Origin of the sequence: Blautia sp. AF19-13LB (genome assembly GCF_003479105.1) — a bacterium.
In the GTDB taxonomy this organism is placed as follows: domain Bacteria; phylum Bacillota; class Clostridia; order Lachnospirales; family Lachnospiraceae; genus Fusicatenibacter; species Fusicatenibacter saccharivorans.
In genome coordinates, this window is the sequence record NZ_QUGO01000032.1 from 1 (window position 1) to 16278 (window position 16278).

Sequence of the window (16278 nt, forward strand, 5' to 3'; positions counted from 1 at the left end):
TTCACTGTCGGCCGGAAGAACTGGCTGTTCAGTGCCAGTCCGAAAGGAGCTGCCTCCAGCGCTATTGTGTATACAATGGTTGAGATGGCAAAAGCGAATGATCTGAACACCTATAAATATCTGACATATCTCTTATCACAGCGGCCAGACGATAAAATGTCAGATGAACAGTTGGAACAGCTTGCCCCATGGAGCGAGACTGCGAAAACGAACTGTCAAAACTAAACTGGAGTAAAACGCTTGCATCTATCATTTTGGTGCAAGCGTAATTCATGAGTAATGTAGCAATATTTTGCGCTTACCATTAATCGCAAATGGAGCACTTTGAATAAAAAAACGTTAAAAATTTTTCATCCTTTGTGCATTATATTTTTAAGTTTAATAGCGTATAATATCACACTTGATGAGAAAGATTATCAGCGAAAAATATTGAAGATATCAAATTTTGATATTTTTTTTGATATAAACTAAGACCTCGCAGGGTTTAGATTAGAGGGATAACGATGCAACTGAAAAATTCGACAGATTACGCAATTAGAATTGTATGTTACTTAGCGGCACAGGAACGGATGGTATCTACATCAGAATTGTCACGGAAGCTAAATGTTTCTGCTAATTATGTTCCTAAAATAGCAAAAAAACTGAAAGATGCAAAAATAGTCAATGCCTGTGAAGGTATAAATGGTGGCTATATGCTGGCAAAACAACCGGAGAACATTTCTTTAATGGATATTATATCGTGTGTAGAGGAAACAATGGCAATTAATCGTTGTTTGGAAGAAGATCGTTTTTGTCCCAGAAATTTAGAAGATACCTGCAAGATACATAAAATATTGTTGAGTTTGCAGAATACATACAATAATAAATTAGAGAGCGTAAAGGTTTCAGACGTTATCCGTCCTGGAGAAGATGAATATTTTGGACGATTTTATGTTGTATTAAAACTGAACTTGAAAGAAAAAAGCTACGAGTGTGTATATTCACATATCCGTGAAGTGTATGAGAAAGTAAGGAAAACAAAAAGTTATGAAGAGTTCATAAATCAATATATAGAAAGATATGTGTATACTTCTGATAAAAAAATGGTTCATGACTTCTTATCAAGTGAAGGATTAGAAGAAAGACTAGTTGATGGATGTATGGAAAAAGATCTTCCGTATCGCAGAATTACTGGAAAAGATAAGAATGCATATGTTTGGATGGAAGCAAAAAAATATATAGATGCAAATGAGAATACTGCAATTATTACCTTACATAATGAGAAGATTGTCCAGAACACAGTTATAAGGATGGAACAGGAACTCGTAAAGAAAGAACAGGATATGGCAAAGCAGTATTGGGATATGGTATCACTTTTAACTACTGTATTGAATCATAATCAGTTAGTTGAATCAGGGTATCAAGACGATATCAGCTTCTATACGAAACAGGTATATCTTCAATTGCAGAAGAATTATCCGGAATATGGAATTACGGATGAAGAAATTGCTTCAGTAGCCCATTTGGCACCGATTCATGATATTGGAAAGATAAAAGTACCAATTGAAATTTTGAATAAAAATGGAAAGTTGACAGATGAAGAAATGAATGTAGTAAAACAACATCCATTAGTAGGTGCAGCGATGACCCAGAGATTCCCAGAGGGGATAACAACGGAAAAGCTGAACAAATATAGCTATGAAATATGCAGACACCACCATGAAAGATATGATGGATCAGGATATCCAGACGGTTTAAAAGGGAATGCGATTCCGATGTGCGCACAGGTCGTTGGGATTGTTGATGCTTACGATGCATTGATCAATGATCGTCCATACAAAAGAAAATATGAACCAGAAGAGGCGATACGGATGATTTCAAATGGTGAATGCGGAGCGTTTTCTAAAAAACTGATCCAGTGCTTGACGGCGGCAGCAAAGCAGCCAGAGTGGTTAAAAGTAACAAAAAGTCAAGCATGACAGAAGATTTGAGGCGATTTTATGAACAAGAAATTGAGTGTTTTAAGACGAATTACAGCAGTTGTTCTGTGTGTTACATTATTATCTTCGCAAGTCGTAGTTGCGAATGCTGAAGATTCAGAAAGAATGAATGTGCAGACCAATAGTGAAATTACAGATATATCGGAACAGGATGGTTTCAGCAGTGATACATCTGAAATATCTGATATCACGGAAAGTGATATTCCTGATTCTTTTGAAGGAGAATCAGAGCCAAATACAGATATTAGTTCTGAAGTAACAGAGGAATTTGGTAATTCTGAAGATCAAGGATTTACAGATGGAGAAGAAACAATTATCGAGGATGAAAACACCTCAGATACTTTGGAAGAAGCAAATCCAGATTATGAAGATGGAAAAATATGTATCTACAATTACCAGCAACTTCTGCAAATCGGTACAGGAACACAGATGTTTTCCGGAGACAAAGATGGAAATGTTGGTGAAGGGGATAAGGTTCTTGCAGATGGTGCAGAACTTACCTATGCATCAGACGCTTCCTATTGTTTGATGAATGATATTCCAATAGATAATGAAAATGTCTGGAACTTCCCATCAGATTTTACAGGTAGCATCACTTCATCATCAGAGCGCACGGGCAACACAGTATATGATTCAGTGACTGATACGATTTATGTGTATAACCGATACCAGCTTGAATTGATGAAAGGGGAATCTTCAGACAGCGAACCTGTAATGAGCGAGGATTATATTGCTGAAAAAGTTGGAATGGGACAGGTTTTTACACTGGAAGATGGTTCCTATCTTACTTACAGCAAAACACATAATTATGTGCTTGCTTCTTCATTTACAACAGAAACACCGGAGCTTCTTGCAAATAAGGCTGGGACAGAGGAGACAACTCAGGATATTACTAGCGCATATCCGTCCGACTATGAAGGAAGAAATTATTTCGGTCAGGTGGTAAAAAAGATTGGTGATAAAAATTATATTCTGATTGGAAATGAAACACAGCTTCGGGCAATCGGAACAGATACGGATGTGACAGAGCCAATCTGGCGAGTGTATGAAACAAGAGAGAAAAAGCCGGGAATACTTGGGGGCGCACTGAGTGGATATACAGCCTGGAAACCAGCAGCTGATACACAGACATACAAAACAGAACTGTATTATCCGGGTGATGCGGATATTGTAAAGTTTAATGATACATATAATTGGTCTGGAAAAGAATTGTATGGAAATAAAAAAGGTGACCATAAGCTGGGAGAAACAGAATATCTGGATAATTCATCCTTGGATATAGCTGGCACAACAGCTACAAAGCGTTATGTATATGTGAGCAGTACTATTCAGGAGTCAGAAGATATGACGGTAACTGCGACAGACAGTACTGCCAGTGCTTCCGAAGCGGCATCTGTTGAAGCAGGTGCAACTGTAAAAGACAGAGATTTGATTGATATGACTCCGGTAGAAAGTGAGGAAGTAGCTGAGTCAGAAAGTGATGATATAGATGCTTTTACAAGTGATGGTGACGAAAGTGATTTTACTGATGATACAACTCCGGAAAGTATAACGGTTGACGAGAATAAAACTTACATCCTTACCTATGATACATCCAAAAGTAGCAATACCAATATTGCAGGATCTGGATATAAATACAGTAAGGATGCGAATTATATTATCTTTCGTGATATTGATCTTTCCAAAGAAGGGACTAATTCTAATGGGAAAGATGATAACTGGACTCCTATAAAGAACTTCCAGGGAAATATGGAAGGCCGCAAGGGAATGACAGAAGGTGCTAATGTCAAAATCAGTAATGTAAAGATGGTACAGGACACAGCAATTAATCAGAGTGCTTATTCAAATGGAAGTAGCTCGGACACGGAATATGGTGTTGGATTTTTCAGAAGTTTATCGACCCCATATGACAGTTCATTACAGATTTCATCAAAACAGGTTGTCGTAAAAAATCTTACCTTATCAGGAGTTTCTGTATCAACGACAACGAATTCTATTAAAAAAGATTTTAGTTTGCTTGGTGTAGTGTTGACCAGAGTTTTAAAAATCCTGGGATTATCAAGTGGGTTGGAAAAGGATCCAAAATCTTTTTCAACAGGAGCTTTTGCCGGTGTTGTAAAAGGAAACGTACAAATATCAGACTGTCATGTAGAAGGATTATCAGGAGTGTCTAATGCAAACAGCTGGACAGGTGGTTTTGTCGGGTACATTTCAGGTATTACAAAATATGAAGCCCTTTCAGGAGTGCTTAAAGGAGTAACGGACGCACTTAGTACTTTATTAAACTTGATTCCAGTATTAGGTCTTGGGGATCTGATTACAACGCTTTTGAATGGAGGCGTTCTAAGTGTTGGAAACCTGATTCCAATTGGCTATGTGAATCCGGTGTTCAGCAATTGTTCAGTATCTGGCAATGATACGATATCTGGGCAGAATTATACAGGTGGATTTGCTGGTGAAACAATAGGTGCTGTAATGACTGGATGTTCAGTTAATGGTACTGAGAGTGTTAATGGTACAGATTACTCAGGAGGATTTATTGGTCGTGCTTCCAATGCAGTTGTTGCAGGTGCACTGGATCATCTGGGAATCCAAATAGCTGATTTCCCGGTCAATACAGTAATGCTTGGATGTAGCATTAATGGCAGTGCAAATGTATCTGCGACAGGAAGCTCTGGTAAGGAAAGTGGTTATGCAGGTGGATTTATAGGAGAAATGCGTAACAGTTATGCCGTGAACTGCAGTATTTCTTCTCTTGGTACAGTGTCCGGAAAAGATTATACCGGAGGATTTGCCGGCTTAGCAACCCTTGGTGCTGTTACATCTATTGATGAAAATAAAGGTCTTCTTGATCTTGTGAAAAAACTTCTTACAGGTTTGTTGAACGGTAATATTACGGATATGGATATTTTGAACCTGGTGGGACTTCGCCCTTCTGTTATAAGCGGATGTACCATTGACGGAAGTACGATATCCTTAGATGCCAGTGGCAAATATGCCGGCGGACTTGTAGGATATGCCGGAGCTGTTCAGGTTTCTAATACTTCAGAACTTGCAGATGGTTCAAAATCAACTACAAAAGCTTTGAATCGTATGCTTGCAAAAAACAGTATTTCTTACAGTTTTAATGAGCATTCTAATAGTATTACTGCATCAGAAAGCATGTCTGTTTCAGCAACAGAGAATGCTGGAGGAATCTTAGGTTACGCTAAAATGACCAGTGTCAGTGATGTCCTTGGCGGAACAGTTACAGCAGCAGACTACATGCGTTTTGAATGTAAAGATTGTTCCGTAAACGGAGGCTCTTTGGGACTTACAGTTACTGCGTCAAATCAGGAGAATGGTCGTGCCGGAGGTGCTATCGGTTATGGAACAGGTGGAGAAGTAAGGAAAACATCCGTCACAAATCTGAATTCTGTAACGGCTGGAAAGTGTGCAGGAGGATTTGCCGGATATTTCGGAAGTGGTACTCTTGCTAATGTTGGTGGTATTAAACTTCTTGGATTACCGCTTTTGAAAATTGACAGCCTTCTTTCTGTAGGGCAGATGATTGAGACGTTTACAGTTGACAGCACTGTTTCAGGTGTTTCGTCAGGATATAGTGTGTCTACTGGCAATGAGAAAGGTTATAGTGGTGGCTTTATTGGAGAATGCATTAGTGGACGAGCAAGGGACACTAAGATCAGCAACCTGAAAACTGTTACTGCATCTGCAACATCAGGAAAAGCCGGAGGCTTTGCAGGTTTTGCTAAAGCCGGAGATGCATTAAGTGCTGGAGATTCCACTACATCAAAACTGACAGGAATTGAATTAGAGAATCTGCTTGGAGTTGTCAGTGCCCTGAGACCGGAGTTCAATAATACTTCTATTGCCTATGTTTCGAATGGTTCTGACCCTCAGGTATCCGCTGATATGGCGGGCGGCTTTGTGGGAGACGGACAGGCAGTAGATATCAACTATGGAAACAACAATTCCGGATTCAAAGCAGACACGAATAGTGAGGATGGAACAACCGAAGGTGAGGCTGGTGCGATTGCAACAACAAATATTACCGGACTCTCTTATATAAAGGGAACCAGCTATGCCGGTGGTTTTGCAGGAAGGCTGATGCCTGGTGATGTGGCACAGACAGGTTCTATTAAGTTACTGGGCCTCTTAAATGTAAATCAGCTTCTCAGTGTTATGGATGTGGCTTATCCGAGAATTTCCGACTCTTCTATTGAGGGAGACAGCTTAGTTGTAACAGCATCCGGAAAAAATGATGATGTGGCTCTTGGAGATGCCGGGGGTTATATCGGTAATGGAAAAGCAGTCATGGTTAAGAATTCTGATGTGACCAATGTAAAAGAAGTCACAGCACCATATCATGCCGGTGGCTATATCGGAATTATGCGCTCCGGAAGTGCAGCGGAGGCAGGAGATGCCACAGGAGATTTTTTGAATAGTGTCCTTGGTAAGATCCTGAGTCTGAAAGAGCTGGCAAGTGTCCTTCAGGCGGCATCCAGCAAAATTACGAATTGCAAAGTTGCTGGTACCGCAGATGGTTTGACAGTTACGGCTGACAGCGGATTTGAAAACGCAGAAGGCTATGCAGGTGGCTTCGTTGGAGAGATGCAGAGCGGTCATGTAGATAATTCAGCAAATGCTGTTGATTCCGGAAAAGGAACGGCAGTAGAAAATCTTCTGAAAGTAGAAGGCCTTCGTTATGCCGGAGGGTTCGGAGGTCTTGTAAAAGCTGGAGCAGTTGCAGAGATTGGAGCTAAATCATCAATTCTTACAAAACTGGTTGATCTGACAGGATTACTATCCCTGGTCAATGCTTTTGTTCCGGTGATCAGTAATGCCAGTGTTAATTCTGTAGAAAAAGGGTTTACTGTTACCGTTACAGGTACTCTTGAAAAAGACAGCACCAACGATGCGGATGCCGGAAGTGCCGGAGGCTTTATCGGATGCGGAACTGGTGTACAGATCAGCAATTCCGATGTAAATAAATTGCAGCATACAGGTGTCAGTGAGCCAAAGAATCTGCAGCAGGAAGATGGTAGCAGTTATTACGGAAGCGACAGTGCATATGCGGTAAATGGTTATCGTTATGCCGGCGGCTATATTGGGAAAGCTGCTATGGGAAGTACGGCGGCTATCGGAGGTGCAAGCGTTCTGGATAAGGTACTTTCTGCCTCAAATCTGTTATCAGCGTTGACCGTAGTTGCATCTATCATAGACAGCTCAGATGTTTACGGAGCAACAGGCGGATTTAATGTTCTTGCAACAGATGGAGATGGTGATACCGGAAAAGCCGGTGGATATGCAGGAGAACTTCTTGGAGTTCAGATTCAGAATAGTAATTCTTATAATTTTGCACATATCATAGGGCGTGAAAGTGCCGGTGGATATGTTGGAACCATGGAGCCGGGGAGTGCGGCAGATGTGGTAGATGGATTAAGTGCTCTTGGAGGACTGATCAAGGCAGATAATCTTTTTGGCGTTTTACAGGCATTTGTTCCTGTGATCAAAAACAGTGAAACAACCTGTGTACCTTGTGGAGGTGCTGTGAGGGCTCAGGCTGAAAGTGATGACAGCATTTACCGTGGACTTGCAGGAGGATATGCAGGTTACAACTATGGCGGTCAGATCTGGGGAAACAATACGGATAACTGGAAAGGCTCTACATATGCAGGAACCGTAAGAGAATGTGCGGCCTATCGTATCCGTTCCGTATATGGAACGGAATATGCCGGAGGTTATACAGGACTGATGCGGTGTGCGAATGTTGCAGATACAGGAAGTCTGAAGGTTTTATTTGGTCTTATCAAACTAGATAATCCGCTGACGCTTCTTCAGGCGGTGTATCCGACAGAAAAGAATACAGCTGTTTATGGACCGCTTCGTGGACTGGATACGGATACCTGGAACAAATGGGTTGGTGCTGTCGGTTCTTATGGAAGTTACGGTAATAAATTACAGGCACTTGGTGAAGTCAATGATCAAGAACAGTTAAATGAGATCATTTCTCAGTATGCATATGGATACGCAGTCACAGCAGGAAGGAGCATTCTGGCAAGTAAAGCAACACAGGGCGGTTCTGCCGGAGGCTATGTAGGCCGTATGGAAGGCGGTACCGTGACAAATGGAACTGCAACAGATCTTCAGTCAGTGGAAGCCTTCAGAAGCAGCGGTGGATTTGCGGGTGAGATGCTTACCGGTTCTGTGGCAAACACAGGTGACGTTTCACTGGCAGGTCTTAAGATTATCGGTGCAGACGGTCTGGCGGCATTAAAAACCTTTGTGCCGGTTGTAAAACAGTCCCATGTGGACGGATATCGTTCCGGAGCAAGGATCAAAGCAACCGGTATTGCAGACAAAGACCTGGCAGGATTTGCCGGAGGCTATGTGGGAAGAATGATCGGCGGTCAGATCTGGGGAGATGAAAATACCTCTTGCAGTATCACAAATTTAAGGCGTGTAGATGGAACTTCCTATGTAGGCGGTTTTGCTGGAAAAGTAGATCCAGGTAGTGTGGCAGCTATTGATACAGCTACAAAGCAGGGACTTTTGAATAAGCTTCTGGATGTTCTTATGGTAAATGCTCCGGCAGAACTGATTAAGGTTCTGAATGCTACTGTTTCTACCATCCGCTGTGCATCTGTGTCAGCCTGGGATGACTGGGGCGTGATCGTAAACGGAACCTATCAAAATGGAAGCAATACCGGGTACGCAAAAGCAGCAGGAGGATTTGCAGGAAGTCTCTGCGGAGCGGTCCTCGGCGAGAAGGATACGCCGGGAAGCGGAATCCGTGCAGACAAGATTCGTTCCGTAGTAGCCGGTGAATATGCCGGTGGATGCTTCGGTATTGCGGATGTTTCCGGTGCCGCAAACATTAGTGCAGGTAATGAGACCTCGGTATTACAGTATCTTTTAAAACTTGGAAAAACCGATGTGTTGGATGCGTTCCGAAGTTATGTATATTACGGAAATGTCACAGGAAGTCCAGATGCAGGGCTTGGCGTCAGTGCTAACACAGCGACAAAATCAGGCCAGAATAATGAAGTAACATATAGCGGAACGGCTGGAGGATTTGGCGGTTCCCTGTTAAATGGCTCTGTCAAAAACAGCAGCGTAATGGGATTAAATTATGTAACTGGACTAAACAGCGTCGGCGGTTTTGTAGGATACTCCGGAAAAAGCGGAGTTGTAAAAATGGAGAAGCTGGATGTGCTGGGAGATAATGCAGGACAGCTCCTGGGCGGTGCCCTCGGCGTTCTGGATATTTTCGGTTCCCACATTGATGACAGCAGTGTGACAGGCATACCTGGAGGTTATACTGTTCAGAGTAAAGGCGGAGATGAGCAGATTGCGGGAGGATTTATCGGCTACGCAAATCTTGCCAGAATGTCAGGCTGTAATGCAGGAGATGCTCAAAATCAGGAAAACAGCCTGAAACTGGTAGAATCCGGTGGAACAGCTGGTGGCTTCGCAGGAAGAACAAGCTTTGCCTATCTAGCGGATGTAAAACTGGATTCCACAGTGGTGGATGCGTTGCTCGTAGTTCTGAATCAGCTTGTACAGGCGTTATATCTGGATAAGATCCAGGATTCCAACCTTTTGCATATCAATCTTGGAATTGTGAAGGTTGATGCACTGTATGAGGGAAATCTTCTCCATGTGAATCTGCTGGGACTGGATATTTCTGTCGGGCTGTCTAAAAAGTCGACAGAAAATAATCAACAGACAGATCTTGCAATCATCAAGATCGGAGATTCATCCATCAAGCTTCCTTGTGATAAAGATGGAATCATAACAAAAGATAATGATGTAAAGTCTAATATCAGTATCAATCTGATCAAGGCAAACAGGACAAAGATCACGGACAGCAGTGTGTATGGAATTAGTACAGGATATGATGTCTATGCAGGCGGAGCAGGAAATGATGCGGATGGTTCTGCAAATGATGGACGAAGCGGAGGTTTTGTTGGATACAACGATGAAGGACTGCTGAAGAATAACAATATGTATTACTGCGATGTGGTCCGTGGAACATCTAAGCTGGTGGGACCATTCAGCGGAAAAAGTGATCTGGACTCTGCATATGACTTTAATACAAAAGCAGGTGTAGAAGGCGAGAATAACAATTATCGTATCTACCGAAAACCGGCGATTAGTTTTGATGAGATCAAAAAGAATTCTAAACTTCTGACAGATACGTTCAGTCAGGAAAATGGATGGAGTATCTTCTCGATAAAACATGTCGTGCAGGTAGATGAGTATAACACCTTGCAGAATGCAGTTATGGCAACAAAAGATTCTTCTGAAACAGCAGATCTGAATGCATATATATCAGATGCAAAAGCTGTTCTGATGTCAGATGCCAAAACGACAGTCAATACAGGTGACAGCACATCACCGGAACCGTCTGATACGCAGGATCCATGTGATGAGAATGTAAACCTGACGATAAACAAAGTCTGGAAAGATTTCCGAAATATGGACAATCTCAGACCAGACTCTATTACGGTCACAATTTCCAGAAGCTGGACGGATGCGGAAGGAACAAAACAAACAGAAGTTGTGCCGGGATATGAAAACTATGAAATAAAAGGTGATATTTCAAAATCTACATGGCAGAAAGTGATTGAAACTCTTCCAGCCTACATAAAAGATGATGCTGACAAAACGCATTATTATGAATATTCTGTTACGGAAACGGAAATAAACGGATATACAACTACAATAAAAAGCTCTGATGATGGATTTACCTTCACGATTATCAACCGACATTTTGCACTTCTTCCGGACACTGGCGGAAAAGGCATCATGATGTTCATCGTAGCAGGTGGTTTGTTGTTAGCGTTCCTGCTTTATACCGGACGCAGAAGGAAACGGAAACAGACGATGTAGGAAAGGGGGAGTAGAGTCATGAGAGAGATATGGCTGCGTGGGGAACTTCCACCGTAAAAGCTGAAGGAATCCCAAGCGAACCAATAAAAAATCAAAAGAAAGTGAGAAGAGGAACATGAAGAAATTAGTATCAAGATTTATGGCAGTTCTGATGGCAATGACCATGATACTGTCCATGAGCATGACTGCATTTGCAGCAGATGCAGCAGATGCTCCAAAAGGAACCCTGACAGTCAACAATACAGTGGAAGGAAAGACTCTGGATCTGTATCAGATTTTTACAGCAACAAAAAGTGGCGAGAATGTAGCATATACACTGAACAGTGCATATGAAGGATTTTTTAAGAATAATACTAGAATTCCAGGATCTGAAAGTTTAACAGGCGAAGCTTTAAGTGAAGCGGCATATAACTATGTTAAAGAACAGGTCGGAGCAAATGGAGAGGCTGCTACAGCGAAAACATTTGCTAAAGATGTGCTTGGATGGATTTTAGATTCAAAGAACCATATTACAGCAACAAAAACAGTTAATACGACAGCAACTTCTACAGTAGTTTCTGATTTAGCATATGGATACTATTTAGTTTATCCAAAAGGAGCAACAGATACCTCCACAGCACCAGGAAATCAGACTTATACATCTGCAGCATCTTTAGTTAGCATTACAGCTGATACAGCTACAATTAACATGAAGAGCAATTACCCGACAGTAGACAAGAAAATCATTCCGGCACAGAGTGGAAGCGGAATTACAGTTGGTGCTATTGTAGATGCTTCATAGGATGGCAGCCATCAGATGGAATTGGACGATGAGAATAATCCTGAAGATACCATCGCACCACACAGCGAATCAGATGAAAAGAAAGCTGGAGATTTTGGAATTGGCGATACTGTCACTTATCAGCTGACTTCTAAAGTGCCGGACATGACAGGATATAATTCTTATACTTTTAAATTTAGCGATACTTTGTCCAAAGGACTGGACTTAAAAGAAGTACTATCTGTAAAAGTTGGAAATACAACACTTACTGCTAAGAAATCAGGAACTAATACATACGCACTTGCATATGACCAGGCTAAACGTACTTTAACAGTTACCTTAAATGATTTCTATAATTCCTATAAGAATCATACAGGCGAGACAATCACAGTTGTTTACACTGCAACCTTAAACAAAGATGCTGTAATCGGTATGAATCCAAATACCAACAAGGCGGTCGTTGAATACAGTAATGACCCGACAACAGGTGGAACAGGTACATCTGAGCCAAGCATCGTAGATGTACATACTTTTGATTTTACAATTTATAAATATTATTTAAAAGACCAGAATAATAAAGAAGATAAGACTGCACTTGCAAAGGCAGAATTTGAGCTTTACAAGGGAAACACAGAAGGTACTGCAGCAGATGAACAGGCGAAGGTTAATATTGTAGACGAAGGAGAAGGTGTATACCGTCAGGCAACAGCCGATGAAGCTAAAGCAACAGGCTTTACTTCTGCAAAAATTGTATCCGATGCTGACGGAAAAGTACTTGTAAAAGGTCTTGATGCTGGAACTTATTACTTAAGAGAGACAAAAGCACCAGAAGGATACAATAAGCTTCTCAGCGATATCAAGGTTGAGATTAAAGCAAACTATGATCCAAAAACCGGAAAACTGACAAGCTATTCAGTTGATTACACATACAATGGAACTACAACAACAGGTAAAGAAATTAAAGATACAAAAACTTCTCCAGAAGTAGCTGTAGAAAACAAAACAGGTGCACAGCTTCCATCTACTGGTAGCAAGGGTGCCCTCATGGTAACACTGGCTGGTATCGTTCTTTTCGGTGTATTAACAGCAAGCAAAGCTTTTGGCAAAAAGAAAGCAAAAAACTAAGACATTCTGAAGTTTAAGAATGGATAAAAAGACAGTTCATCTTCCCGGTATTGTACCGGGAGGATGTCTGCTTTTTCTGAAATGTCCAGTGTGGACTGGATATTTCAGAAGAAACAGACGAAAAGGTGAAAGGTATTATGAAGAAAGTAGTAAAAATACTAAGAGGAATCGGATATCTGATGGCATTTTCTTTAATCCTGTATCCGGTAGTGAGTAATTACATTAATCAGATGAACAGCACAACCATTGCTACAGATTATGAACAGGAAGTTTCGCATTTGTCGGAAGAACAGGAAAATGCAATGATCAAGCAGGCACAGGACTACAACGAAAGCCTGATCGGAATTGGTTCCATAGCAGATCCATTTTCAGAAAGCAATGAAAACCAGACAGAAGATGATGAGTATAACAAACTTTTGAAAATTGATGATACTGGAATGATGGGATATATTGATATCCCAAAGCTTGATGTTGTTCTTCCGGTTTATCATGGAACATCCGAAAAAGTACTGCAGTCAGGTGTAGGACATCTGAAAAACACCTCGCTTCCGGTAGGCGGTGAGAGCTGTCATGCGGTATTATCCGGACACCGTGGACTTGCAAATGCCAAGATATTCACCGACCTGAACAAGATGGAGGTTGGAGATGTATTTTATATTAAAGTTCTTCATCATACCTTTGCCTATCAGGTGGATCAGATTCTGACAGTATTGCCATCAGATACAGATGCTTTACAAATTGAAAAAGGCAAGGATTATGTAACGCTGGTCACATGCACTCCTTATGCAGTTAATACACACAGACTGCTTGTACGTGGCACCAGAATTCCGTATGAAGAGGCACAGAAGATAGATGAGGAAGTTGGTCTTCATCATACAATTCCATTCAATTTGATTCTATTGATTGGGGGAATTGTTGCTTTGATCATCATATGGGTGAGCATTAAATCTCATAAACGCAGGAAGGAGAAAAAACATGAGCAGAATAATTAAACATAAGCGAATATATATGTGTATGGCCAGTGTGATGTGTATGCTTTTACTCCTCATTCCGTTACCTGTGTCTGCGAATGATCAGGGAAGTATATTATTAAAAGCAACTGTTGAAGATGAGACCACGGTATATAAGCTAAGTAATATTGAATTTACGATGTATCAGGTTGGAACATATAAAAATAATTCATGGGCATTAGTGAGTGAGTTTGCAAAGTCTGGAGTCATATTTGATTTTGAGGATTCTTCTGCTCAGGCAGAAGCTGCAAAAAAACTGGGAAAATATGTACAGGATAACGGCATCCAAGGAATATCAGGGAAGACCAATTCCGATGGAGAAGTTATGTACAGAGATCTGGAAAAAGGTGTGTATCTTTTTGTGCAGACACAAAAAACACAAATTGGAAATCAAGTATATCAAAGCGAACCTTTTATCATAACAGTTCCAGGTAATTATGATGGTCAGATAATTTGGAATGTAACGGCAGAGCCTAAATTTAAAAATGAATCGATACCACCAATTACCACGAATACGCCACCAGTTTCAGAAGAACCATCAGGTGATAATAGCAGTCATACTCCAAATGTAAAAACGGGAGACGATACGAATGTAATTATGTGGCTTTCCTTAATGGGAATATCCTTAATCATATTTAGTATATGCAAAAGAAAATCCCATAAATAATATGAGAAGATCGGGAAATCCCGGTCTTTTCGTTTCGTTATATAACTGTCATAATCCAAAAACAAATACCTCCGGAGGTGCACCGTATGGCGTCACCTGGGAGAAAATGGGTTTTAAACCATGGGAAGATTTGAAAGAAAATGAGTGAGTTGCCAGTGCAATCTTATTTATCTCTTGTGACAGAAATAGGTTCCCGTTTTGCTGGAAGTAAGTCTGAACTGATCTCAGGAGAATTAAGCAGTGCTGTGAAATTCTGTCTGATGATATCCAGTGTCTTCTGCTTTTTCTGTAATTCCTGCTTTTCACGGACAGTAGCAGCCTGTTCAGATTCAAGATTTTCTATCCGCTTCTGGATTTTATTAGAGCTTGGGATTTTGGTAACACCGAGATCCTGAAGCTCTTTTTTTAGTGAATCGTGGAGTTGGTATTCTGCTTGATGTTTGGTCCGGTATGCGTTTGGATTTTTAGCAGATTTGCAATCTTCAATCACTTTACGGCAGGGCCGGTAAGAATCACAATGTTTTTGAATGACTTTCTGCGTGTTCAGTTCATTGTTGATTTGTGTTATTCTCTGTTCAGCCGCTTTAACAGAAGCATCAACATCAGAAACATGCTGTTGAAAATCTTCATAATTCAGCAGATTATTTTCAGAAAGATAGTCGAAGGTGCGGGTTGCCTCTTTTAGATTATTTAGTTTTGCCCAACGTTCAAATCCTTCTCGATTGCCGGTTGTAACATAAGTGGAAATATTGATATACAGGCGAGCACCTCTGGACAGATGCTTTGGAGTTTTCACTTTGCTACGATTTTTTGCCAGACGGATGCGGATATTTTCTTCGCTATAATAACTTCCGAGAGATTTCATGTAAGTGAAGTCCTTCTGCTCCGGTGCACGGAAGGACAGGTGTTTTCCTTGGCGGACTTCATATCCGGCTAACTGCATTTTTTGTAGAAATTCCTCATAGTTGATGGAAGTCCAGATTGCCTTATCAACTGCAACACGTAGCTTGACTTTCCAACTGGTGCCATGATGATATTCCATGTTCTCTTTATAGCTTTTTCCTTTTTCTCCGGTTGGCATACTGGTGGCAAGTCCATTTTCTTGGCAGATGCGATTACTGATCCGGCAGATTTTATGGTAGCTCCGCTTATTGGAAATGATCATTAACGCCCATTGTCACTGTAACCTGTTGGATGAATCTTATATTCAGGTCGCAGTTTATGATGAAAGACTGGAGGTGACTTCTCCGGGTGGATTATATAACGGATTAACTTATGAGGAAGTCATGAATGGTCATTCGAAGATCCGGAATAAAGGCATTACCAATATATTCAGTCAGATGGGACTTGTAGAAGCATGGGGAAGCGGAATAAAAAGAATCCTTAATGCTGCAGAAGAGTATGGACTTTCGAAGCCGAGATTTTAGGAATTCGATAAGACGCGTCCATCGAATTTACGCAAGTAATTGAGATGGACAAAATAGTGGTTGTATTAAATGAAAAAATATAGTATAATACAAACATGAATACAACATATAAATTAAACAACAATGTCGTCTATTCGTGCAAATACCATGTAGTATGGTGTCCTAAATATAGACGAAAAGTATTAACCAATGGTGTAGATACCAGGTTGAAGGAACTGCTCACAGAGTATGCTGCAAATCTTTCTGTAGAGATTCTGGAAATGGAAATCATGCCGGATCATGTTCATATGCTGCTGGAAGTAGACCCTCAGTTTGGTATTCACAAAGCCGTAAAATCTTTCAAAGGCTATACTTCCAGAATTTTAAGACAGGAATTTCCATATCTTAAAACTAAGATGCCGACGCTTTGGACAAA

10 protein-coding genes are annotated in these 16278 nt (G+C 40.9%); 9 read left to right on the forward strand and 1 reads right to left on the reverse strand.

Going from position 1 to position 16278, the window contains the following annotated elements:
* From DWX32_RS18255 to DWX32_RS18285, 7 genes are all read left to right on the forward strand, one after another.
* Nucleotides 1-225: transposase domain-containing protein (locus DWX32_RS18255; RefSeq protein ID WP_147398511.1), on the forward strand; the 225-nt coding region annotated here is incomplete at its 5' end.
* 278 nt (nucleotides 226-503) lie between these two features.
* Complete coding sequence (locus DWX32_RS18260; RefSeq protein WP_118601325.1) at nucleotides 504-1958, forward strand: Rrf2 family transcriptional regulator; 1455 nt, start codon at nucleotides 504-506, stop codon at nucleotides 1956-1958.
* A 126-nt stretch (nucleotides 1959-2084) separates the two neighbouring features.
* Complete coding sequence (locus tag DWX32_RS18265) at nucleotides 2085-10874, forward strand: Cna B-type domain-containing protein (protein WP_243037630.1); 8790 nt, start codon at nucleotides 2085-2087, stop codon at nucleotides 10872-10874.
* Between the two features lie 115 nt (nucleotides 10875-10989).
* A complete protein-coding gene (locus tag DWX32_RS18270) occupies nucleotides 10990-11655 on the forward strand; it encodes a hypothetical protein (protein WP_147398512.1) in 666 nt (221 codons plus the stop codon).
* Between the two features lie 15 nt (nucleotides 11656-11670).
* Nucleotides 11671-12759, forward strand: coding sequence for a SpaH/EbpB family LPXTG-anchored major pilin (locus DWX32_RS18275; protein WP_118660820.1), 1089 nt, complete (start codon nucleotides 11671-11673; stop codon nucleotides 12757-12759).
* A gap of 125 nt (nucleotides 12760-12884) precedes the next feature.
* Complete coding sequence (locus tag DWX32_RS18280) at nucleotides 12885-13751, forward strand: class C sortase (RefSeq protein WP_243037631.1); 867 nt, start codon at nucleotides 12885-12887, stop codon at nucleotides 13749-13751.
* The gene (locus tag DWX32_RS18285) at nucleotides 13735-14436 is read left to right on the forward strand and encodes a pilin N-terminal domain-containing protein (protein WP_118601329.1); all 702 of its coding nucleotides are present in this window, start codon (nucleotides 13735-13737) and stop codon (nucleotides 14434-14436) included. Before DWX32_RS18280 ends, DWX32_RS18285 begins: the two co-directional genes overlap by 17 nt.
* A gap of 163 nt (nucleotides 14437-14599) precedes the next feature.
* On the opposite strand, the gene DWX32_RS18290 is transcribed toward DWX32_RS18285, so the two are convergent.
* Nucleotides 14600-15517: a relaxase/mobilization nuclease gene (locus DWX32_RS18290; RefSeq protein WP_416388398.1), complete on the reverse strand. Its 918-nt coding sequence runs from the start codon at nucleotides 15515-15517 to the stop codon at nucleotides 14600-14602.
* Nucleotides 15518-15593: 76 nt separating this feature from the next.
* Between DWX32_RS18290 and DWX32_RS18295 the strand changes: the two genes are divergently transcribed.
* Complete coding sequence (locus DWX32_RS18295) at nucleotides 15594-15863, forward strand: ATP-binding protein (RefSeq protein WP_242856692.1); 270 nt, start codon at nucleotides 15594-15596, stop codon at nucleotides 15861-15863.
* Between the two features lie 95 nt (nucleotides 15864-15958).
* Nucleotides 15959-16278: IS200/IS605 family transposase (gene tnpA, locus DWX32_RS18300; RefSeq protein WP_118660822.1), on the forward strand; the 320-nt coding region annotated here is incomplete at its 3' end.